Origin of the sequence: Staphylococcus massiliensis, from assembly GCF_043186315.1 — a bacterium.
GTDB classification, from domain to species: domain Bacteria; phylum Bacillota; class Bacilli; order Staphylococcales; family Staphylococcaceae; genus Staphylococcus; species Staphylococcus massiliensis.
On record NZ_CP171119.1, the window covers coordinates 476,330 to 500,281 of the forward strand.

Consider the following 23,952-nt stretch of genomic DNA (forward strand, 5'->3'; position numbering starts at 1 on the left):
TCCTTAATTCATCTTCAAATTCTAACTTTAGAAATCTAAGTTTGCGTATACTGCATTGTCTTCAATAAACTGACGTCTATTTTCAACGATGTCACCCATGAGCATTTCAAACGTTTGGTCCGCTTCAATCGCATCTTCAAGCTTAACTTGAAGCATTGAACGGTGTTCAGGATTCATAGTAGTTTCCCAGAGTTGATCAGCATCCATTTCACCAAGACCTTTATAACGTGCAATAGACCATTTAGGTGTCGGTTTTAATTCGGATTTAAGCTTATCGAGCTCACGATCATTAAACACGTAGTACTTTTGTTTACCTTGCGTTAATTTATATAACGGTGGCTGCGCGATATAAATATAACCCGCTTCAACAAGTGGACGCATAAAGCGATAGAAGAACGTAAGTAATAATGTTCTAATATGCGCTCCATCAACGTCGGCATCTGTCATAATAACGATCTTATGATATCTCGCTTTAGAAATATCGAAATCTTCTCCAATGCCTGTACCAAACGCTGTGATCATCATGCGAATTTCGTTGTTATTTAAGATTTTATCAAGACGTGACTTTTCAACGTTAAGTATCTTACCTCTAAGTGGTAGAATTGCTTGTGTTCTTGAGTCACGGCCTAGTTTCGTAGACCCCCCGGCAGAGTCACCCTCTACTAAGAAAATCTCACTCTCTGAAGGATCTTTACTAGAACAGTCCGCTAATTTACCTGGTAAGTTAGATACTTCTAAACCAGATTTACGTCGTGTCACTTCACGCGCCTTCTTAGCAGCGATACGTGCTCTAGAAGCCATGAGCCCTTTTTCAACGATAATTTTTCCAACTTGAGGGTTTTCCATTAGGAAACGTTCAAAGAGCTCTGAGAAGACTCTGTCAACGATTTGTCGTACTTCTGAATTACCGAGCTTCGTTTTCGTTTGTCCTTCGAATTGAGGATCACCATGTTTGATTGAAACAATTGCTGTTAAACCTTCACGTGTATCTTCACCAGTTAAACGCTCTTTATCCTCTTTGAGAAGGCGATTCTTTTGACCGTAACTATTTAACACTCGCGTTAACGCACGTTTAAAGCCATCCTCGTGTGTACCACCCTCATAAGTGTGAATATTATTCGCATACGTCAATAGGTTTGTAGCGTAGCCGCGGTTGTATTGAAGTGCAATTTCAACTTCAACATCCTCACGTTGTTCATGAACATAAATAGGTGATTCATGTAACGGGTCTTTATTCTCGTTTAAAAGGTCAACGTAAGACTTAATACCACCTTCATAGTAGTAATTATCTTCACGTTCTTCTTCCTCACGCTCATCTTTTAGCGTTATAGAAATCCCTTTATTTAAAAATGCTAGTTCACGAATACGGTTCTGTAACGTTTCGTATTGATACGTCGTAGTCTCTTGGAAGATCTCAGGGTCAGCTTTAAAACGGATTGTCGTTCCGTTTAAAGATGTATCGCCAATCTCTTTAAGATCAAATTGTGGAACACCTTTTTTATAAGCTTGATGATATACGGTTTCGTTACGGTATACATAAACTTCTAAGTCTTCTGATAACGCGTTAACTACAGATGAACCTACACCGTGTAGACCACCTGATACTTTATAGCTGTCGCCGCCGAACTTACCACCAGCGTGTAATACCGTTAAAATAACTTCTACAGCTGGACGGCCCATTTTCTCTTGGATGTCTACAGGAATACCACGACCGTTATCTGTAACTTTAATCCAGTTGTCTTTCTCAATTGTGACTGTAATTTCTGAAGCGTAACCTGCGAGTGCTTCGTCAATACTGTTATCAACAATTTCCCATACGAGGTGATGTAATCCTTTTTCTGAAGTCGAGCCAATGTACATACCTGGGCGTTTTCTAACCGCTTCAAGTCCTTCTAAGACTTGTATTTGTCCTGCACCATAACTTTCCGTGTTGTTATTGTCTTTCAATAGTTCCACCTTCACTTTCTCTACTTCATAATTTCACCTTGATTAATTCGATATAACTTCGCATGTTTCATAATTTCATGGTCTATGCCATCAACAGATGTCGTCGTCACAAACGTTTGAACTTTATGTTGAATTGTTGTTAGTAAATGCGTTTGTCTTGAATCATCGAGCTCACTTAATACATCATCTAGTAATAAAATTGGGTATTCGCCGACTTCTTGATTCATTAATTCAATCTCAGCAAGCTTTATTGATAATGCAGTTGTGCGTTGTTGGCCCTGTGAGCCATATGTTTTAGCGTCCATGCCATTTACGTTAAAGCTTAAATCATCACGGTGCGGACCAATAACAGATACACCACGTTCTTTTTCTTTAGTTATGTGATTATTAAGCGTTTCAAGCAACGCTTCATATTGTGTTGCTTCGTCATCCGCTTCGATCTTAACGCTTGGTTGATACTTCAAACTAAGTGTCTCTTGATTATTCGTAATGCCACTGTGAATCGGCTTCGCTAATTTTTGAAGCTCATCCACAAAACGTTGGCGTCGTCTCGTTACACTGAGGGCATACTCAGCAAACTGTTGGTTTAATATTTCTAGCATCGTTGTATCGTCTGTCTTACCTATTTGTAATTTCTTTAAGTAATGATTTTTTTGTTTAAGTATGCGCTGATACTGAGATAAATCATTTAAGTAAAGTGCAGAAATTTGACCAAGTTCCATATCAATAAAACGTCGTCTTATTTGAGGTGAACCTTTGACAATGTTTAAGTCTTCAGGCGCAAATAATACGACATTCAAGTGACCTATGTACTTTGTTAAACGACTTTGTTCTATGTGATTTACTTTAACTTTCTTACCTTTTTTTGTGATAAACATGGTTAAAGGCATCACCCCGTGGCGATAAGACAATTCCCCTTCTATTTTACCATACTCTTTATTAAAACGAATGAGTTCATTGTCATTCGTTGTACGATGGCTCTTTGCTAAAGCTAATGTGTAGATAGATTCTAAGAGATTTGTCTTACCTTGAGCGTTCTCACCGATTAAAATATTAACCTCGGGATGACAATCTAGCATGACATATTCGTAATTTCGATAATGCTCTAATTGGAGTGTGTTTAATTTCATCGTTCACCTTCATGAATGATTTTAAATGAATCGACTTCAGGGATTTCAATTAAATCATTATCATGAAGCTTTTTACCTCTTCTATTTTCGAGTTCGCCATTTAAGAAAACTTCGAATTCGTTTAAGAACCATTTAGCCTGACCACCTGATTCTATTATGCCTTCATTTTTTAGAAATTGACCTAAAGTTATGTCACCTTCTACAACAATTTCTGTAGCCAAATTTATCACTCCATTCTAATCGTACTCACTCCTATATTATACCTTTTTTTAGGCTAAATTTCATGTGTTAGCGTACGATTTAAGCGATGTTTTTAAAGTGAAAATTTTACCACAATTTCGTTATTCGTAAAAAACATCACTTTTGTTTAAGCTCCTTATTGATTTGAGCTTTAATCTGTTTATAATCCGTGCCATTTTCAACTTTGTGCCCGTTTACAAAGACACTTGGCACTTGCTTGACGTTCTGTTCATCAGCAAGAATTTTATCTTGATCAAGCTTAGCTTGTGCTTCACTTTTAGGGTTTTGATACGCATCTTGAATTTTTTGACGCTTTGATTCACTCACACCAATATACTTCAATACTTGTTGAATCGTCTTCTCATTCATCCAAGATTCAGGTGCTTCATCGGTTTGCTTATCAAACATAGCTTGATGAAATGCCCAATATTTGTCAGGCGCATTAATATGTACAGCATGCATCGCACGATTTCCTAGATCAGAAACCTCTCCATGCACCGAACGTGTTGCATATGTAAACGATACATCTTTCTTATCGAAATCCTTGTAAAGATGCTTTTTAATATCCGCGTTTAAAGCTTTACAGTAAGGACACGTATAATCACCGAACTCAACCACCTTAACTTTAGCATCTTTATGCCCCATGGTTGGATGATCTTTTACCTTATCGAAAAGCTCTTTCGCTGAGTGATTCTGAGTTTTATTTTGAAATAATAGAAACACTGTGATTAAAATCATCGCGATTACAAATAACGTTAGAATCATAAAAAATTTATTTGTTTTACCCTTCAACATTTTGACACCTCTTTTAAGTACTCTCTATATAATTATACGTTAAGAATATTATTTTTTCTTCTCATAAATAAAAAGAAGTGAGACCTCCTTTAGCCTCACCCCTTTTAAATATGCGGTGTATTAGTATGTTCTGATAGGTAAAATCAATTGTGTTACTGAGTCATCATCTTTTGGTTTAAGAATAAATGGTTTCATAGTACCGAAGAATTCCACTTCAACTTCGTCATTATCAATGGCTTTTAAAGCATCCATCATGTACTTAGAGTTAAACGATATCTTAAGATTACCACCTTCAACATCGCTTGCTGTAACTTCCTCTTTAACAGTACCAATTTCTGGAGAAGTTGAAGATAATTCAACTAATTCGTTACCAGTACTTAATTTAATAACATTATTACCGCCTTCACGAGCAAGTAATGATGCACGATCAATCGCATGATAGAAATCGCTGTTATTAATACCTAATTTAATTTCAAAGTTCTCAGGGAACAATCTAGACGTATCTGGATAATGACCTTCAAGTAAACGTGAAATAAAGTTTACATTACCGACTCTAAATAAAACTTGGTTTGATGCAAAGAAAATATCAATGTTGTCATCGCTGTCACTCATAATTTTATTTAATTCAGCTAAAGCTTTACCTGGAATGATGACATTCTTATCTTCGTTAGTTTCATCTTCAAGTTTAAGCTTTCTGACAGCTAAGCGGTGAGAATCGGTTGCAGTGCATATTAATTCATTATCTTGTATAAGCCAGTTAACACCTGTTAATACAGGGCGTGTTTCTGAGGTGGACACTGCAAAATTCGTTTGAGCAATAACATTCTTAAGTACTTTGATAGGTAGCTGAATCGCGTCATCACGGGAAACTTCAGGTAATAATGGATACTGATCAGGGTCTAAACCACTTAAGTTAAATTCTGAAAGACCAGAAGTAATTAATGTTTGGAATTGTTCGTTTGTTGATAATTTAACTTCTTTACCAGGTAATTTCTTAACAATATCTACGAAGAAACGTCCAGGTAATACAACTGAACCTGTTTCAGCGATGTCTACAATCGTTTCCCCATCTTGCTCTTTAGGAATAGCGATTTCAATTGAAATTTCAGAGTCTGAACCTGTAAGTATAACTTTGTCACTCGTCGCATCGATTTTAATACCAGTTAGAATTGGTAATGTCGTACGTGGTGAGATGGCTTTTAGTGTGTCATTTAATTGATTTAAGAAATAATCTCTTTGAATAGAAAATTCCATTAGTATTCTAAACTCCTTCCAGTCGTTTATATATATTATATAGGTTTTAAATTCGTAGTAATAGTCATAGGGGCTGTGGATTCGTGGATAACTTTAATAAGTCTTTAGCAATTCGGAATTTTAAAGTGTGGATAACTTGTTGATGGTGTGTATGACTTATCAACACGATTCACATTTTAGTTACGAATATCCTTTTCTAACGTTTCTACTTCTTGTTTAAAAGTAGGATCATTTAAGATGTCATTTCGAATTTTTTCATGCGCATGAATGACTGTCGTATGATCTCGACCTCCAAATTCTTCACCGATTTTAGGCAATGAAAAATCTGTAAGTTCTCGTGCTAAATACATTGCAATTTGTCTAGGATATGCAATGGACTTCGTACGCTTTTTAGCTGCAAAGTCTTCTAAGCGAACACTGTAATACTGGCCTACAACTTTCTGTATATCTTGTATAGTGATTTTCTTTGATTTTGGTGACTGGATGATGTCTTTTAAAGCATCAGCTGTAAGTTCAGTCGTAATTGGTTTATTTTGCAACTTGGAGTACGCTAACACGCGTGTTAAAGCACCCTCGAGCTCACGTATATTGGATTGAATTTGGTTAGCGATATACGTAAGGGCCTCTAGCGGGATGTCTAAATTTTCTTCTTCTGTTTTCTTCTGTAGGATTGCCATTCGAGTCTCGTAATCTGGCGGTGTAATATCCACGATTAATCCCCATTCAAATCGTGATCTCAAGCGTTCTTCTAACGTTGAAATTTCCTTTGGCGGTCGGTCACTTGAGATTACAATTTGCTTATTGGCTTGATGTAAATCATTAAACGTATGGAAGAATTCTTCTTGCGTTTGTTCTTTCTTTTGAATGAATTGAATATCATCAATTAATAAGATATCAATATTACGGTACTTTTCACGGAAAGCCTCAGTTTGGTTGTTACGAATTGATTTAATAAATTCGTTTGTAAACTTCTCACTTGAAGTATAAAGTACTTTGGCATCCGGATTGTTCGCTAGGACGTAGTGACCAATGGCATGCATAAGATGCGTTTTACCGAGCCCAACGCCTCCATATATAAATAGAGGATTGTAAGCTTGCGCTGGTGCTTCTGCAACAGCGAGACTTGCGGCGTGTGGGAAGCGGTTGCCAGGTCCAATAACGAACGTTTCGAATGTGTTATTGATATTGAATTGCTCTTCACCTTGAGCACCGTTTCCTTCATTTAAAGCTTCTTTTGATTCTTCTTTCTGGTGGGCTTGCTGAACACTTTCAAGATCACTAATGTCATCGCGTGTGATGAATATTGGTTTTAATTCATGACCTGTCGATTTGTATAAACACTGTTCAATGATCTGAAGATAATGTTGCTTGAGCCAATTTGCAATAAAAGGACTTTCGGTTACGATAATGGCTTCATCATTACGTAATGTGTAAAGTTCTGTATCTTTCAGCCACGTTTGATAACTAACTTCGCTGATTTCTTCTTTAGCGTGAAGGAGAACTTTATCCCAAATTTCTTGTTCTGACATAATAAATTCCATCTTCCTTGTAAATTTAGTTATACACATAATTCTCATGCGTGGATAAAAAGAATCACAGCATGTTGATAATTATCCACAGGTTAGTCACATTCTGTGGGTAAGTATAACACAACTATGATTTATGCACAGTATTTTGTATATAATTGTAGTGATATAAACTCAGATATAACAAGTGTTAAACTACTTATCCACATCATTATACTTTTTCACAATGAGACATGTCAAATGGCTGTGAATATGTTCCTAAAATTATAATAAGCTTGTGAACAAAATTTTTTATCCACAAAATAATTAAGTTCTAATGTGAATAAGTGGATAACTTTATTATATATAGAAGAGAAATTTTATCTTGCTTTATAGACGGTAATTTGTTATATTTTAGTAGTTGCTTGAAATATGGCTATTTCATTGATATAAAATCAAGATCTTTCAGAAAATTAAATTGGTATATCAATCTTATCTATTAACTAACGTTAGATAACAACAAACTTTATGGAGGTGTATTTTAATGGTAAAACGTACGTATCAACCAAATAAACGTAAACACAGTAAAGTTCATGGTTTCAGAAAACGCATGAGCACTAAGAACGGCCGTAAAGTATTAGCGCGTCGTCGTCGTAAAGGCCGTAAAGTTCTTTCTGCATAAGACGAACTTATAAAGAGATACACTTATGTGTGCTCTCATTAGTATCAAGTCATTTCAGTAGTCGGCAAGCTGTTATGACGATTTGATTGAGCATCAACTGCAGATGATGCTCATTTGTTATTTAGTCTGAGATCACTGGCATATCAGTGGTCTTTTTTTTGATTTTATATTGGAATATAATGAGACTTGAAAGATGTAAGAGAAACGAGTGAATTAAGATGGAAAAAGCATATCGTATTAAAAAGAATCGCGATTTCCAACTCATTTATCGAAAGGGTAAATCAGTCGCAAATCGACAATTTGTTATTTATATGAGAGAAAACCCGGAATGTGATCATTTTCGATTAGGTATTAGCGTCTCCAAAAAGTTAGGTAATGCTGTTGTACGTAATCGAATTAAACGTTCGATAAGAGAATGTTTTAAAGTTCATAAACATAATCTTCATTCGAAAGACATCATCGTAATTGCTAGATTTCCAGCTAATAAAATGTCAGTTAATGAAATTCAAAAAAGCTTAGAACATGTTTTAAAAATTGCACGCTTATTTAATAAAAAGATATAAAAGGGTAGGGGATTTAGACGGAAGCCAGTCTTACTTAAGACAAACCGAAGTCTAACCTTAACCGACTTAATCATTGTTATCAAGCGCTTTTATAAAACGTTCGCTTTTAATTAGTTCATATAAGTTAAGGAGGCGAGAAAGTACTATGGATTTAGATACAATTACAAGTATATCGACCCCAATGGGGGAGGGTGCTATCGGCATCGTAAGAATGTCAGGTCAAGATGCAGTCGAAATTGCAGATAAATTATATAAAGGTAAGAAACAATTAAAAGATGTTCAAACACATACGATTAATTACGGACATATTATAGACCCAGAAACAGACGAAGTTGTTGAAGAGGTTATGGTATCTGTTCTGAGAGCGCCTAGGACTTTTACCAGAGAAGATATCGTAGAAATTAACTGTCACGGGGGCATCTTAACAATTAATCGCGTATTAGAATTAACAATGACGCACGGTGCCAGAATTGCGGAGCCTGGTGAATATACGAAACGTGCTTTCTTAAATGGTCGTATCGACTTGTCACAAGCTGAAGCAGTTATGGACTTTATTCGTTCTAAAACTGACCGTGCCTCTAAAGTCGCGATGAACCAAATCGAAGGTAGATTAAGCGAACTTATTAAAAAGGAACGTCAAACAATTCTAGAGATTCTCGCACAAATTGAAGTAAATATAGACTACCCTGAGTATGACGACGTAGAAGATGCAACGAGCGAATTCCTTGTGACGCAATCTAAAGCGATCAAGAAAGAAATCGATGCTTTATTAGAGACAGGGCAGCAAGGTAAAATCATGCGTGAAGGTTTATCTACTGTAATTGTTGGTAAACCAAACGTCGGGAAGTCTTCCATGCTTAACAACTTAATTCAAGATAATAAAGCTATCGTAACGGAGGTAGCAGGTACAACACGAGACGTCTTAGAAGAGTACGTGAATGTTAGAGGTGTACCATTGAGACTCGTTGATACAGCAGGCATTCGTGATACTGAAGATATTGTTGAGCGTATTGGTGTGGAACGCTCTCGAAAAGCCCTTAGTGAAGCTGACCTCATTTTATTTGTACTTAATTATAATGAGGCTTTAACTGAAGAAGATCGCAAATTGTATGAAGTCGTTAAAAACGAAGATGCTATCGTTATTATTAATAAGACTGACCTTGAGCAAAACCTTGATTTAGATGAGGTTAAGCGTATGATAGGCGATATGCCATTAATTGAAACATCCATGTTAGAACAACGTGGTATCGATGAATTAGAAATTCAGATTCGTGATTTATTCTTTGGTGGCGACGTACAAAGCCAAGATATGACATACGTTTCTAATTCAAGACACATTTCATTATTAAAACAAGCAAGAAATAGCATTCAAGATGCCATTGATGCTGCAGAAATGGGCGTACCAATGGACATGGTACAAATCGATTTAACAAGAACTTGGGAAATTCTAGGTGAAATCATAGGTGAATCAGCCAGTGAAGAACTAATCGATCAACTATTTAGTCAATTCTGTTTAGGAAAATAATATATAAAGGAGTGAAAACTGAGAATGACACAAAATTATGATGTAATCGTTGTTGGTGCCGGACACGCTGGTATTGAAGCAGGACTAGCTTCAGCGCGCAGAGGTGCTAAAACGTTAATGTTAACAATAAATTTAGATAATACAGCATTCATGCCATGTAACCCATCAGTAGGGGGACCAGCTAAAGGTATTGTGGTAAGAGAACTTGATGCTTTAGGTGGCCAAATGGCTAAGACGATTGATAAAACGCACATTCAAATGCGTATGCTTAATACAGGTAAAGGACCTGCAGTACGTGCGTTACGTGCTCAAGCAGATAAAGTTTTATACCAACAAGAAATGAAACGCGTGATTGAAGATGAAGATAACTTAGACCTTATGCAAGGTATGGTAGACGAACTGATTATCGAAGACGATGAAATTAAAGGTGTTAAAACTAATGTCGGAACAGAGTACCGTTCTAAGGCAGTTATTTTAACAACGGGTACGTTCTTACGTGGAGAAATTATTTTAGGTAACCTTAAATATTCAAGTGGGCCTAACCATCAGTTACCATCTATTACGTTAGCCGATCATTTACGTGAACTTGGTTTTGAAACAGTTCGATTTAAGACTGGTACACCACCACGTGTGAACTCTAAATCTATCGACTATAGTAAGACTGAAATTCAACCTGGTGATGATGTAGGACGTGCATTCAGTTACGAAACTACAGAATATATCTTAGACCAGCTTCCATGTTGGTTAACTTACACAAATGGTGATACGCACAAAGTAATTGATGATAACTTACACTTATCAGCGATGTATTCAGGTATGATTAAAGGTACTGGACCAAGATATTGTCCTTCTATTGAAGATAAATTCGTACGCTTTAATGACAAACCACGTCATCAACTATTCTTAGAGCCTGAAGGTCGCAATACGAACGAAGTATATGTTCAAGGTTTATCTACAAGTCTTCCAGAACATGTGCAACGTGAAATGCTTAAGACGATCCCAGGTCTTGAACGTGCAGATATGATGCGTGCTGGCTATGCGATTGAATATGATGCGATTGTACCAACTCAATTATGGCCAACGCTTGAAACGAAGAAAATTAAAAATTTATATACAGCAGGTCAAATCAATGGTACTTCTGGTTATGAAGAAGCGGCAGGCCAAGGTATCATGGCAGGTATTAACGCAGTGAGTCGTGTGTTAGGTAAAGAAGAAGTGATCTTAAGCCGTTCAGATGCTTACATCGGTGTGTTAATTGATGACCTTGTAACTAAAGGTACCAACGAGCCATATCGCTTACTAACTTCAAGAGCAGAATATCGTTTACTATTACGTCATGATAACGCTGATTTACGATTAACTGACTTAGGTTATGAGCTTGGTCTTATCTCTGAAAAGCGCTATGAGAACTTCAACGAAAAACGCCGTCAAATTGAGGACGAAATTAAACGTTTAACTGATATTCGTATTAAACCTAAAGAACGTGTACAAGAAATCATTGAATCTAAAGGTGGTTCACGCTTAAAAGACGGTATCTTAGCCATTGAATTATTAAGACGTCCTGAGATGAGCTACGCGACAATTTTAGATATTTTAGAAGAAACATCACATTTAAGTGATGATGTAGAAGAACAAGTTGAAATTCAAACGAAGTACGAAGGTTATATTAGCAAATCACTTCAACAAGTTGATAAAGTGAAACGTATGGAAAACAAGAAAATTCCAGAAGACATGGATTATAGCAAAGTCGACAGTCTTGCGTCAGAAGCGCGTGAAAAATTAGCTGAAGTTAAACCGCTAAATATTGCACAAGCTTCACGTATTTCAGGTGTTAATCCTGCAGATATTTCAATCTTACTTGTTTATTTAGAACAAGGTAAAATTCAAAGGGTGAATCAATAGATGAGTGTTAATTGGCTACAGGATCAGTTATCTAAAGAAGGTATCGAATTAAATGAAACACAAAAATCACAGTTTGAAATGTATTTTAAAATGTTGGTTGAATGGAATGAAAAGGTAAATTTAACGAGCATTACTGAAGAGCACGATGTTTATTTAAAGCATTTCTATGATTCAATTACAGCAGGCTTCTATATGGATTTAAAGGAGCCCGTACATTTATGTGATGTTGGTGCTGGGGCAGGGTTCCCTAGCATCCCTTTGAAAATTGTGTTTCCTGAAATTCACGTTACGATCGTTGACTCTTTAAACAAGCGTATTCAGTTTTTAAATCAGTTAGCAAATGCGTTAGAATTAGAAGGTGTTAACTTTGTGCATGATCGTGCTGAAAGTTTTGGTAAGGGAGACTACCGTGAGTCTTTTGATATTGTTACAGCAAGGGCTGTTGCTAGATTATCTGTGCTCTCCGAATTATGCTTACCTCTAGTTAAAAAAGGCGGTCAGTTTGTGTCACTTAAATCTTCTAAAGGTTTAGAGGAACTTGAAGATGCACGATTTGCTATAGGTATATTAGGCGGGAAAGTTAATCAGATTCATCACTTTGAATTACCAGAAGATGCTGGCGAAAGACAAATGATTATGATTGATAAACGAAGTAAAACACCGAAGAAATATCCTAGAAAGCCTGGAACACCTAATAAATCACCTTTACTAGAAAAAGAATAAGGTTCAAAAGGCGTTAGAGGGAGCGAATGAAATATGAAAAAACCTTTTTCTAAATTATTTGGTTTAAAAAATAAAGAAATTAGCCCTGTATCTAAAGAAGAAGTATATAGTAATGTAGAATCGATAAGCATTGAACGCATCGTACCAAACCGCTATCAACCGAGACAGACGTTTGAGTCAGCTAAAATTAAAGAATTGGCTGATTCCATCAAGACCCATGGCTTATTACAACCCATTGTAGTGAGACCAATTGAAGAAGGTATGTTCGAAATCATCGCAGGTGAACGTCGTTTTCGTGCACTACAAATGAACCAAATGGCGTATGCAGATGTGATTATTAGACCACTTGATGACGAAGAAACAGCAGTTGTCGCGTTAATTGAGAATATTCAACGTGAGAACTTGTCTGTTGTTGAAGAAGCGGAAGCTTATAAGAAGTTATTAGAGTTTGGAAATGCGACACAAAGTGAACTTGCGAAAAGTCTTGGTAAAAGTCAAAGCTTTATCGCAAATAAACTGAGACTGCTTAAATTAAGCGAACAAGTTATCGAAGCATTACGAGAGGGCAAAATTACAGAACGCCATGCAAGAGCGCTCCTAAATTTATCCAAAGAAGAACAAGCAGAAATGGTAAAAATCATCATTTCGCAAAAGCTAAATGTTAAACAAACCGAAGACCGTGTGAAACAAAAAACTGGTCCTGAAAAAGTCAAAGCACAATCTTTTCAGTTCACGAAAGACTTAAATGAAGCTCGTGATGAAATTACGAAAAGTATTGATCAAATCAAGGCTTCAGGCTTGAAGCTTGAACAACGAGAGAAAGAACATCAGGACTACTATGAAATTAAAATTCGCGTTTATAAAAAATAAACTTTAAGTGAGCTACTTTCAACATTCTGAAAGTAGCTTTTTTATTGTAGCAATTGATTAATAATGCTATTATCGAATTGCGATATCGGTTTTCGATATTAGAAAGGTTTGATTTTATGCGTTCGAAATTACATCGCAAGCTTTTCCTAGGATTTATTTATATTCATATCTTGCATCATGCGAAGGAAGGAGCAATCTATGGTAGTTGGATGAAGGCGGAACTCGAAGAACATGGTTATCAAATGAGTTCAGGTACGCTTTATCCAATACTTCACACAATGGAAAAAGAAGGCTTACTTAAATCAGAAACACGTACAGTGAATGGTCATAATCGCAAGTATTACGAGATTACCAATGATGGCATTTTGTTTCTCGAGGAAAGTAAGGCTAAATTGAAAGAACTCATTCAAGAAGTTTAATTAAACGAGGGGGATACAAAATTGAAGCGGCTTATTGAGATATTCGTAATATCTTTTAAGTTAGGACTAATGTCGTTTGGGGGACCGACAGCGCACTTAGGTTATTTCTATGACGAGTATGTAAAAAGACGAAAGTGGCTTGATGAAAAGTCCTACACAGATTTAGTAGCTTTATGTCAGTTCTTGCCAGGACCAGCAAGCAGTCAAGTTGGTATCGGTATCGGGACGGCTAGGGGAGGTCTAATGGGTGGTATTGTATCATTCATTGGATTTACTTTACCTTCAGTCATCGTTCTCATGTTATTTGCATTAATCTTTTCAAGTTCAAATCAAGAATTTACATGGATTCAAGGTTTGAAATTAGTTGCGGTCGCTATCGTAGCACAAGCGATCATAGGTATGGGTAAGAAGCTTAATAAAACTAAGAAAACAAAGCTCATTGCTTTATTTGTTCTTTTAATGACGTTACTTATCAATCACGTTATGATTCAAATCATAGCGCTTGCTATAGCAGGTATTATCGGATTTTTCTTTTTAAGAGATGAAATTGACACTTCTGAAAAGGGCGATTCTAAGTTATTTCACTTACCTAAATCTTTAGGAATAGTGTCATTATCACTCTTCTTTATATTATTGTTTATACTTCCTATTATGAGTTCAATGACAAACTCACATTGGGTTAAAATGTTTGATAGTTTCTATCGTTCAGGTGCATTGGTATTTGGTGGTGGACATGTTGTTTTACCACTACTTCAACAAGAACTCGTACCGAGCGGCATGATGAACGCAGATACGTTTATTACAGGTTATGGTGCAGCACAAGCCGTACCAGGCCCCTTATTTACGTTCGCTTCATACCTTGGTACAGCTATATCAGGTATTCCAGGTGGTTTACTCGCAACCATCGCGATATTCTTGCCAGCGTTCTTACTATTATTCGGCATTTTACCGTTTTGGGATGCTGTGAAAAACAATCATCACGTTAAAGCCGTCTTAAAAGGCGTAAGCGCAGGGGTTATTGGTATTTTAATCACAGCTTTCTTCACACCTATATGGACGTCTACAATCAAGACGAATATGGACTTTGGCTTTGCAGCACTACTATTCGCATTATTGATGTATTTTAAGTTCCCATCATGGGCCATCGTACTTATCGGTTTAGTCATCGGAATCGCCTTTTATTAACATCAAGTAACCTTCCACTACTAAGTGGAGGGTTTTTCTAATTCTCCAACAATTTTCATTTTCATAAATTTAATGTGGCAATTTTGTGAAAATAGATTTATGATAGAGTTTGAGAAAGCGTTTACACGATTTTAGGGGAGGGGTTTATGTGATAACGTTTATTGTCTCTATCGTACTACTTATTTTGGGTTATTTTACTTACGGGAAATACATTGATAAGATGTTTGGTCCTAAAAATCAACGACCAACCCCAGCACATGATCAACGAGACAATGTCGATTTCGTACCAATGAAAACGACGAAAAATTCACTCATCCAACTACTCAACATTGCAGGTGTAGGACCTATTTTTGGACCTATTATGGGTGCTCTATATGGACCTGTCGCTTTTATCTGGATTGTAGTGGGTTGTATCTTCGCAGGTGCCGTTCATGATTACTTAACAGGTATGATTTCCATCCGTAACCGAGGCGCGCATCTACCTGAATTAGCGGGTAAGTTTCTAGGCAAACTCATGAAGCACTTTGTAAACATATTTACATTATTGCTTTTACTTTTAACAGGAACAGTATTTGTCACAAGTCCAGCGTTATTGTTACATAACTTAGTAGATGGCAAAATCGCTTTAGGCGTTATAATTTTCCTAATCTTTGTTTACTACATTCTTTCTACAGTGTTACCAATCGATAAGATTATCGGTAAAGTGTATCCGATCTTCGGCGCATTACTTGTTATAAGTGCTTTAGGTGTCGGTTTTAGACTGATTCAAACAGGTGCGCCGATTCCAGAAATCACACTCGAGAACATGCACCCTAAAAACGCACCCGTAATTCCGTTACTATTCTTTACGATTACGTGTGGTGCATTATCAGGCTTCCATGCGACGCAGTCACCGATTATTTCAAGAACGACAAATAATGAGAAGAATGCACGTCCTATCTTCTACGGTATGATGATCGCTGAAGGTATCATCGCAATGATTTGGGCTGCAGCAGCGATGAGTTTATTCGGTAGCTATGGTGGCCTTCAAGAAGTGCTCGCTAAAGGTGAAGCGGCGCTAGTTGTAAGTAAAGTTTCAACACTTCTATTAGGTTCCGTATTCGGTACTTTCGCGGTGTTGGGTGTTATTATCCTACCTATCACGAGTGGTGACACGTCATTTAGAAGTGCGCGTATGATAATTGCAGATTACATTAACCTTGGCCAACGTAAGATTTGGAAACGATTCATCGTTGCAGGTCCATTATTCATCATGAGTTTCATCTTAACACAAGTTGATTTTATGTTACTTTGGCGTTACTTCTCATGGGCGAATCAAACGACAGCAACCGTTGCACTTTGGGTCGGCACGATGTACCTCATGTTAGCTAAGAAGAATTTCATCGTTTCAATGATTCCAGCGACATTCATGACTTGGAACATCTTCACGTATATTCTCAGTCAACCTATAGGCTTCGGTCTCGATTTAACGATGAGTTATTATCTAGCCGTCGTGCTCACGTTATTATGGATTGCCTTCTTCATGTACCAATATAAGAAGAACACGTCAGGTAAAGCATTTGAACTTGATTATCAAATTCCACATCAATCATTAGCTTAATTTTAAGTCTGGACTTAAGTCCAGGCTTTTTCTTTATGAAAATGGGGGCAAGTACCTGTACGCTTTTCAAAGTAACCAAACAAACCAAACACAAAAAAGCTACATGACAGGTTAACCTATCATGTAGCGTAATTTTTATCTAAGGCACAATCGCAAACGCACGAACCGGGAAGCCAGGCGCTTTATCTGGCTTTGGACTAATCGTTCCAATAATTGCACCGCGTGTCGGGCATTGATCGAGATTCGTAAGTAATTCAACTTGGAATGTATCAAGACCAAGCACATAACGTTCACCAACAATATCGCCATTCTTCGCTATGTCGACCGATGCATCCGTATCAAATGTTTCATGGCCAATTGCTTTAACGCCACGTGTTTCAAATAGATACTTCAAAGCATCAAGTCCCCAACCAGGTAAATGTTGGTTTCCTTCAGCGTCCTTATTTTCAAAGCGGTCAGCGTCACCAAAGCGCTTCGACCAGTCGCTTCTAAATGCGACGAACGTTCCCGCTTCAATCTCACCATGTTCCGCTTCCCACGCAACTATGTGATCTTTCGTTAATATGAAGTCCGCATTTACAGCAACCTCTTTTGAGAAGTCAAGTACGATTAAAGGTAGCACAAGCTCTTGTAACTCGAGTTCATGCAGATAACGTCTTTGATTTACGAAATGAATGGGTGCGTCAATGTGCGTGCCATATTGTGTCACAAGCGACCATTCTTGTACAAAGAAGCCATCTTTATCTACCGTAAAGGGTACGTCGACTTTTGCACCGTCAAACGCGTGGAAGTGAGGAATATCGCTGTGAAAAGTGTGGGTAAGGTCGACCCACTTATGTGATTTTAACGTTTCGAGTTGCGCCCACAAAGGATATGTCATGGGCAACCCTCCTTTCTCTCCTTAAATTACGCCCCGCCTTATCCCTGGCGAAGTTTTTTAACAGAGCTAACGAGCACGTTTAATGCATCAATAACTTCTTCTTCTTTGCGTGTTTTAAGTCCGCAGTCCGGATTTACCCAGAACAATGAGCGGTCGATTTGTTGAAGACCACGGTTAATGGCAGTCGTAATTTCAGCTTCTGTAGGAATACGTGGGCTGTGAATATCATATACACCAAGTCCGATACCTAAGTCATAAGTGATATCTTCAAAGTCTTTAATTAAATCACCATGACTTCTTGATGTTTCAATTGAGATTACATCCGCATCAAGATCGTGAATCGCATGGATAATTTGACCGAATTGCGAATAACACATATGCGTATGAATTTGCGTTTCATCTTTCACAGAAGATGTCGCAAGTTTAAAGGATTTAACCGCATTTTCAAGGTATGTTTCATGGAATTCAGAATGAAGCGGTAAGCCTTCCCTTAAAGCAGGTTCGTCTACTTGAATCACTTTAATGTCGTTCGCTTCAAGCGCTAATACTTCTTCATTAATCGCAAGCGCAATTTGGTTTTGAACCGTTTCACGTGGAACGTCCACACGCTCAAACGACCAGTTTAAAATCGTCACAGGTCCTGTAAGCATACCTTTAACTGGTTTGTCCGTAAGACTTTGCGTATATACGGTTTCTTTCACAGTAAGCGGTTCCGTCCACTTAACATCACCGTAAATAATAGGTGGTTTTACAGCTCTTGATCCATAAGATTGAACCCAGCCATATTTCGTTACTAAGAAACCTTGTAGCTTTTCACCAAAGAATTCAACCATGTCATTACGCTCGAATTCACCATGAACGAATACGTCTAAACCAATTTCCTCTTGAATATCGATCCAGCGACTAATTTCATTCTTAAGGAATGTTTCATAGGCCTCATCCGTGATACGCTTATTCTTCCAATCCGCACGCTGTTTACGTACTTCTTTTGATTGAGGGAAAGAACCAATCGTTGTAGTCGGAAGTTCCGGTAATTGTAACTTCGCATCTTGTTTCTCACGACGCACACTAAATGCTGAGGCACGTGCAGTACGAACGCTATCGAAATCATACTCTAAGTTCTTAAAGCTTTGATTTTGGAAGCGGTCATAACTTGTTTTAAACGCTTCAAATTTTGTATCATCGTCTTCATTAAACAAGCGTTTCAACGCATCAAGTTCATCTAATTTCTCAGTCGCAAAGCTTAAACCGTCACGGACAGCATCGTCTAACGTTTCGTCATCTAATGACACCGGCACATGAAGTAGAGATGACGACGGCTGAATATACAGTTCCTCTGTATATTGTGATAACGTTTCAATTAACGCTTTCTTCGCCTCAATATCACTCGCCCAAACGTTACGTCCATCAATAATGCCTGCATGCAACGTTTTTTCCTTATTTAAAAGCCCTTTTTCAATTTGAGCTAAGTTATGCCCATGATCATGAACGAAGTCCAAGCCATAGCCTTTTACAGGAAGGGTATTTAAGAAAGCTAAATCTACGCGTTCAAAGTACGTTTGAATGATAAGCGATTTCGCAACGCCTTCAGATTCAAAATAGTCATACGCTTCTTTCGTGATAGCTTCTAAAGATTGACTTTCATCTGTCACAAGTACTGGTTCATCTACTTGAATGTAAGAAGCACCGCTGTCGATTAAAGCATTGAATACCTCTTTATAAAGCGGTAGTAACGTACGTACCTTTTCATCAAATGATTGATCGCCACCTTTAGAAAGCTTCACAAACGTAATAGGCCCAACAATCACTGGATGCGCGTTCACATTTAATGACTTCGCAAAGTTATAACGTTCAAGTAAAACGTTATGATTCAGCTGCGGTGTTACATCGTCCCATTCAGGCACAATATAATGATAGTTCGTGTTAAACCACTTAATTAACGCACTCGCGACATGTTCTTTGTTGCCGCGTGCAATATCGAATAATAAATCATCGTTAACGTCACGACCTTGGAAACGTTTAGGGATGATTTTGAATAATAATGACGTATCTAAAATGTGGTCGTATAGTGAAAAGTCACCAACAGGGACACTGTCTAAATGATAATTTTTCTGAAGTAATAAATTTTCTTTATGCAAATTCGCTAATTCTGTATGAAGTGTATCTAAATCGATCTTTTGAGACCAATAACTTTCGATAAGTTTCTTCCATTCTCTTTTACGTCCTAATCTTGGGAATCCTAAATTTGATGTTTTAATTGTCATAAAATGACCTCCTCTTTTGATGATAAAGATTTAAAGTATTGCGCGAGTTCGATTGAATAATCGACGCGCTCAAATGGTGTTATTAAATACAAACCATTAAAGTATTGATGTACGGTGTGAATGAGTGACTTACAAAGTTTAATGCTGAGTGCGCGGGTTTGTTCAGGATCGTCTTTGATGGCTTCAAATGATTGTAAGACATCCGCTTCAAGCTTAATGCCCGGCACCTCATTGTGTAGAAAGACAGCGTTCTTATAACTTGTGATTGGCATGATGCCGATAAAGAATGGTGTCTCAAGATGTTTCGTTGCTTCATAGATTTCAATGATTTTCTCACTTGAAAAGACAGGCTGCGTAATAAAGTAATTCATGCCACTTTCAATTTTTTTCTCGAGTCGTTTCACAGAACCTTGAATATTCCGAACGTTCGGGTCAAAGGCGCCAGCGATATTAAAATGGGTGGCACCCTTAAGGTCAGCGCCGTCTGTGTTAATACCTTGGTTAAAGCGAATGGCAAGTTCAGCGAGCCCTTTAGAATTCACGTCATAGACATTGGTTGCACCAGGCAAATGGCCGATTTTAGAAGGGTCGCCAGTGATGGTCAGAATTTCATTAACGCCTATCATCGATAAACCTAGTAAATGAGACTGTAATCCTATTAAATTACGGTCGCGACATGTGATATGTACTAAAGGTTCTAAATTGTAACGTTGTTTAATCAAGCTCGCAGCCGCAAAGTTCGAAATACGCACATTAGCGAGTGAATTATCCGCTAGCGTAATGGCATCTATCCGCTCATTATCAAGCTTTTCTACGTTTTCAAAGAACTTTGTCGTATCTAAATGTCTCGGTGTATCAAGTTCAACGATAATAGACTTACGCTTTTTAACTGCCGTTGTTAAGTTCTCTTTTGCCTCAGTTTGACGCGTTTGACGTGAAGGCTGCTTTAAAGGTACAACGCGTTTATCTGTAATTGGCTTCATATCCTTAACAGATTGTTTAATCTTTTGAATATGCTCTGGCGTCGTACCACAACAACCTCCGATAATACGTACGCCTTCTTCAATAAGCGAACGTGCAACGTCGCCAAAGTAAGTCGCGTTGTCGCTATACGTTAATGCTTGATCTTGTAAGTCAAGTAGGCTCGCATTTGGATAACACGATAAGTAAGCTTGCTTCGGTAATTTCAAATGCGCATAAGCCTTTAACATGTGATGCGGACCATGATGGCAATTGAGGCCAACCACATCGGCCCCGCCTTCAATTAATTGTTCAAACGCTTCATTTAGCTCTGTACCGTCCTTTAAATAATGGATATTAGAAGCGGTTAGCTGCGCAATAATTGGTATTTCATATTTCTTCCGCGTATCTTGAATCACTTGCAACAGTTCTTCCAAATCATAATACGTTTCGAAGAGTAACCCATCTACGCCAGCGTTAACGAGCGTGTCGATTTGAATTTCTGCGTGGTAACGTATTGCTTCCAGACTCAGTTCAGTTTGTCGTACGCTCCGAAAGCCACCGACCGTTCCTAGAATATACGTATCATCTCGAGCTGCGCGTTTCGCGATCTCGACTGCTTTCACATGTATGTCCTTAACTTTATGCTCAAGGCCAAATGCTTTGAGCTTTTCAAAGTTGGCACCATACGTATTCGTTTGTATAATATCGGCCCCGCTTTCAATATAGGACCGATGAATCTTCTCAATTTTATCTGGATGCGATAAATTATAAGCCTCCGGACACGTATCTAAACCCTCCGAGTAAAGAATCGTTCCCATCGCACCGTCAGCAACAAGAATATTTGATTCAAGTTTCTTAAGTAACGTCATCATCAGTCACCTCATTTAACGCTTGATTTAAATCTTCTATTAAGATGTCTGGATCCTCAAGTCCCACACTCAATCTGAAAAGCCCTTTCGTAATACCGCGTGCAATTCGAACCGGTTCAGGAATAGAGGCATGAGACATCGTGAAAGGATGCGATAAAATCGTTTCAACGCCGCCTAAACTTACAGCAACAATTGGAATCGATAAATGATCGACAAATGTTTGATAAGCATCTTCATGTTTCAACCTAAAACCAAATACAGCACCGTTAGTAGATGCTTGTTGTTGGTGAACGCTATCATTTCCCGGGTAATAGACGTGTGCAACACTTGGGTGCGATTTTAGAAACGCGATAACTTTTTCAGCGTGTTGCACCGATTGTTGAAATCTAAGCGGAAATGTCTTCAAATGTTGGCTTAAAACCCAGCAATCATAGACACTAAGCGCTGAGCCAGTTCCGTTTTGTACATTGTATAGATCTTGATGCAAAGCCTTATCATTGGTCATTAATGCACCCGCGATCATATCACTATGACCACCTAAGAACTTAGTCGCCGAGTGAATGACGACATCAGCTCCTAGTGCTAAAGGTGATTGTCCGAGTGGCGTCATAAAGGTGTTATCTACAGCTGTTAGGATGTCATGTGACTGCGCTAAAGATGTAATGGCTTTAATATCGGTAACTTTAAATAACGGATTAGACGGTGTTTCAATGTAGATTAATTTCGTATTAGGTTGAATGGCCCTTTCAATGGCGGATAAATCAATTTGATCAACGGTCGTAAATGATAAATTAAATCGTGTTAGAATGTCCTGAGTGAGTCGGTAAGTGCCGCCGTATACATCATCAGGAAGGATAAAGTGATCGCCTGCTTTAAAGGATAGAAATAAAGCATTGATGGCACTAATCCCTGCATTAAAAGCGAGTGCATAAGTTGCATTTTCAAGCTTCGCAAGTTTCGACTCTAGATGCTTTCGATTCGGATTACCGCTTCTCGCATAATCGTAATCACTTTGACCGTTAAGCGTATCTTGGTGATAAGTAGACGAGTAATATAGCGGTTGATTCGCTGAGTCATAATGATTACCCACATTAGGGTCATAAATTAAATCGTGTAATTTGTGTTTCATGGCGTCACCTCCAATTTAGATTTTTCAAGAGCCTGAATTAGGTCGTCTTTAATATCATCGAAGTCTTCAATACCAATGGACAGGCGGATGAGTTGTTGATCGATACCGCGTTTATCCTTTTCATCATCTGGCATATCGACATGTGTTTGTGTGTAAGGGAATGTGATAAATGATTCCGTGCCACCTAGACTTTCAGCAAAGATACAAACCTTAATATGTTCAAGTAGGCGACCTACGTCATACTGCTTATTTAATCGAAGACTCAGCATACCCGTGTGCCCGCTATATAATACCTCTTGAATAGCTGGTGATGATTGTAGTACGTCGATTAACTGCTTGGCATTTCTTTCTGAACGTTCCATGCGTAAGTGCAATGTTTTAAGCCCGCGTAATAATAGATAACTGTCAATAGGTGATAGTGTTGCGCCTATCATATTGTGAAAGGCACTTAACGATTCTACTAATTCTGCATCTTTGACGGTTACGACTCCGGCTAACACGTCGTTATGACCACCAATATATTTCGTAGCGGAATGTAACACGATATCTGCACCGTCCTTTAAAGGTGTGCTTAAGTAAGGCGTTAGAAATGTATTATCAATAATCGTTAAGATATTGTGTGCTTGAGCCAGTCGATAGTACGCATCTAAATCAATATGAATCATCAATGGATTCGATATTGGTTCGATGAAGAAAGCTCTCGTTTGTGGTGTAACAGCTGCTTCCACATCTTCAAAGTTTTCAAAGTGAACATACTTGAATGTGATATTGTATTGCCTTTCGTAAAAGTCAAATAAGCGGAATGTGCCACCGTATAAATCGAACGATACAAGTACTTCATCACCTGGTTTAAATAGATTACAGATGAGTTGAATGCTTGCCATACCACTTGATGTCGCATAAGACTGGATGCCGCCTTCAAGTTTTGCGAAAGCCTCTTCAAACGTGCTTCTTGTTGGATTTTTTGTGCGTGTATAATCAAAACCTGTTGATTGACCAAGCTTAGGGTGACTGTATGCTGTTGATAGATAAATCGGATTACTAATCGCACCAGTTGAGTCGTCGGTGCGTGTGATTTGTGCAAGTTGTGTGCTTTTCATAAATGAACCTCCTAACAATAAAAAAAGCTCCCGTCCTTCGTATCCGAATACTAGACTCAGATAAAAAGGACGAAAGCTCTATTTCGTGGTACCACCTTAATTTGTTGTTTTATCGCTAAAACAACCTCTACCAGTACGGCATATCAATTGTGGTACGTGGTCATTATAAAAATTTCCAGTACGACATATTATATATGCTTATACTGTATCGCGATAACGGGCGAACCCGGTGATTCCTCATATCGAAACCACCACTCAAAGGCCATTTTCAAACATGCTTTCTATCTCTTCTTTCAGCAAAATGAAGAGTCTCTGTGATAGCAGGGTATGTTCTACTTTCCTTGTTAATGTGTGTAATTTGTAATGTTGTTGTTTGGTTAATCCAAACTTTACACGGTTCGTTTAGG

Annotated in this window: 20 protein-coding genes and 1 other annotated feature; of the genes, 9 read left to right on the top strand and 11 right to left on the bottom strand. The window is 37.9% G+C overall.

Translation table 11 applies throughout. The features are described from left to right. Window positions 1-27 precede the first annotated feature (27 nt). The 6 genes from gyrB to dnaA all read right to left on the bottom strand — a co-directional run bounded on the left by gyrB (window position 28) and on the right by dnaA (window position 6,895). Window positions 28-1,956 (bottom strand): DNA topoisomerase (ATP-hydrolyzing) subunit B, encoded by a 1,929-nt coding sequence (gyrB, locus tag ACF3N8_RS02245; RefSeq protein WP_193765447.1) that lies wholly within the window; start codon window positions 1,954-1,956, stop codon window positions 28-30. Window positions 1,957-1,967: 11 nt separating this feature from the next. Beyond that, window positions 1,968-3,077, bottom strand: a complete 1,110-nt coding sequence (recF, locus tag ACF3N8_RS02250) for a DNA replication/repair protein RecF (protein WP_009383263.1) — start codon at window positions 3,075-3,077, stop codon at window positions 1,968-1,970. Then, on the bottom strand, window positions 3,074-3,307 hold the full coding sequence (gene yaaA / locus ACF3N8_RS02255) for a S4 domain-containing protein YaaA (RefSeq protein WP_193765448.1): 234 nt from the start codon (window positions 3,305-3,307) through the stop codon (window positions 3,074-3,076). The genes recF and yaaA overlap by 4 nt, the downstream gene beginning before the upstream one ends. A 127-nt stretch (window positions 3,308-3,434) precedes the next feature. Beyond that, window positions 3,435-4,112, bottom strand: a complete 678-nt coding sequence (locus ACF3N8_RS02260) for a thioredoxin domain-containing protein (protein WP_009383265.1) — start codon at window positions 4,110-4,112, stop codon at window positions 3,435-3,437. A 120-nt stretch (window positions 4,113-4,232) separates the two neighbouring features. Continuing rightward, window positions 4,233-5,366, bottom strand: a complete 1,134-nt coding sequence (gene dnaN, locus ACF3N8_RS02265; RefSeq protein ID WP_009383266.1) for a DNA polymerase III subunit beta — start codon at window positions 5,364-5,366, stop codon at window positions 4,233-4,235. A gap of 176 nt (window positions 5,367-5,542) precedes the next feature. Further along, window positions 5,543-6,895, bottom strand: coding sequence for a chromosomal replication initiator protein DnaA (gene dnaA / locus ACF3N8_RS02270; RefSeq protein ID WP_009383267.1), 1,353 nt, complete (start codon window positions 6,893-6,895; stop codon window positions 5,543-5,545). Window positions 6,896-7,415: 520 nt separating this feature from the next. Here dnaA and rpmH point away from each other — a divergent pair. From rpmH to ACF3N8_RS02315, 9 genes are all read left to right on the top strand, one after another. Beyond that, the gene (rpmH, locus tag ACF3N8_RS02275; protein ID WP_000240855.1) at window positions 7,416-7,553 is read left to right on the top strand and encodes a 50S ribosomal protein L34; all 138 of its coding nucleotides are present in this window, start codon (window positions 7,416-7,418) and stop codon (window positions 7,551-7,553) included. 218 nt (window positions 7,554-7,771) lie between these two features. Continuing rightward, a complete protein-coding gene (rnpA, locus tag ACF3N8_RS02280; RefSeq protein ID WP_009383270.1) occupies window positions 7,772-8,116 on the top strand; it encodes a ribonuclease P protein component in 345 nt (114 codons plus the stop codon). A gap of 145 nt (window positions 8,117-8,261) precedes the next feature. Next, window positions 8,262-9,641, top strand: coding sequence for a tRNA uridine-5-carboxymethylaminomethyl(34) synthesis GTPase MnmE (mnmE, locus tag ACF3N8_RS02285; RefSeq protein ID WP_009383272.1), 1,380 nt, complete (start codon window positions 8,262-8,264; stop codon window positions 9,639-9,641). Between the two features lie 24 nt (window positions 9,642-9,665). Beyond that, complete coding sequence (gene mnmG / locus ACF3N8_RS02290) at window positions 9,666-11,543, top strand: tRNA uridine-5-carboxymethylaminomethyl(34) synthesis enzyme MnmG (RefSeq protein ID WP_238093976.1); 1,878 nt, start codon at window positions 9,666-9,668, stop codon at window positions 11,541-11,543. Beyond that, window positions 11,544-12,266: a 16S rRNA (guanine(527)-N(7))-methyltransferase RsmG gene (gene rsmG / locus ACF3N8_RS02295; protein WP_238093974.1), complete on the top strand. Its 723-nt coding sequence runs from the start codon at window positions 11,544-11,546 to the stop codon at window positions 12,264-12,266. A gap of 33 nt (window positions 12,267-12,299) precedes the next feature. After that, the gene (noc, locus tag ACF3N8_RS02300; protein ID WP_009383278.1) at window positions 12,300-13,136 is read left to right on the top strand and encodes a nucleoid occlusion protein; all 837 of its coding nucleotides are present in this window, start codon (window positions 12,300-12,302) and stop codon (window positions 13,134-13,136) included. Window positions 13,137-13,252: 116 nt separating this feature from the next. Further along, window positions 13,253-13,555: a PadR family transcriptional regulator gene (locus tag ACF3N8_RS02305; protein ID WP_009383280.1), complete on the top strand. Its 303-nt coding sequence runs from the start codon at window positions 13,253-13,255 to the stop codon at window positions 13,553-13,555. Between the two features lie 21 nt (window positions 13,556-13,576). Next, the gene (chrA, locus tag ACF3N8_RS02310; RefSeq protein ID WP_009383282.1) at window positions 13,577-14,740 is read left to right on the top strand and encodes a chromate efflux transporter; all 1,164 of its coding nucleotides are present in this window, start codon (window positions 13,577-13,579) and stop codon (window positions 14,738-14,740) included. Between the two features lie 148 nt (window positions 14,741-14,888). Next, the gene (locus ACF3N8_RS02315) at window positions 14,889-16,340 is read left to right on the top strand and encodes a carbon starvation protein A (RefSeq protein ID WP_009383284.1); all 1,452 of its coding nucleotides are present in this window, start codon (window positions 14,889-14,891) and stop codon (window positions 16,338-16,340) included. Between the two features lie 139 nt (window positions 16,341-16,479). Here ACF3N8_RS02315 and ACF3N8_RS02320 read toward each other — a convergent pair whose 3' ends face one another. From ACF3N8_RS02320 to ACF3N8_RS02340, 5 genes are read right to left on the bottom strand one after another with little or no spacing between them, the layout of a single operon-like run. Continuing rightward, entirely contained in the window at window positions 16,480-17,220 is a 741-nt protein-coding gene (locus ACF3N8_RS02320) for a cyclase family protein (RefSeq protein ID WP_009383286.1), read from the bottom strand. 38 nt (window positions 17,221-17,258) lie between these two features. Beyond that, on the bottom strand, window positions 17,259-19,484 hold the full coding sequence (gene metE / locus ACF3N8_RS02325; protein WP_392450175.1) for a 5-methyltetrahydropteroyltriglutamate--homocysteine S-methyltransferase: 2,226 nt from the start codon (window positions 19,482-19,484) through the stop codon (window positions 17,259-17,261). Next, a complete protein-coding gene (locus ACF3N8_RS02330; protein WP_026048985.1) occupies window positions 19,481-21,319 on the bottom strand; it encodes a bifunctional homocysteine S-methyltransferase/methylenetetrahydrofolate reductase in 1,839 nt (612 codons plus the stop codon). The genes metE and ACF3N8_RS02330 overlap by 4 nt, the downstream gene beginning before the upstream one ends. Next, window positions 21,303-22,445 (bottom strand): PLP-dependent aspartate aminotransferase family protein, encoded by a 1,143-nt coding sequence (locus tag ACF3N8_RS02335; RefSeq protein WP_009383292.1) that lies wholly within the window; start codon window positions 22,443-22,445, stop codon window positions 21,303-21,305. The genes ACF3N8_RS02330 and ACF3N8_RS02335 overlap by 17 nt, the downstream gene beginning before the upstream one ends. Then, window positions 22,442-23,545 (bottom strand): PLP-dependent transferase, encoded by a 1,104-nt coding sequence (locus ACF3N8_RS02340; protein ID WP_009383294.1) that lies wholly within the window; start codon window positions 23,543-23,545, stop codon window positions 22,442-22,444. The genes ACF3N8_RS02335 and ACF3N8_RS02340 overlap by 4 nt, the downstream gene beginning before the upstream one ends. Before the next feature lie 62 nt (window positions 23,546-23,607). Continuing rightward, window positions 23,608-23,902, bottom strand: a binding site (T-box leader). Window positions 23,903-23,952 lie beyond the last annotated feature (50 nt).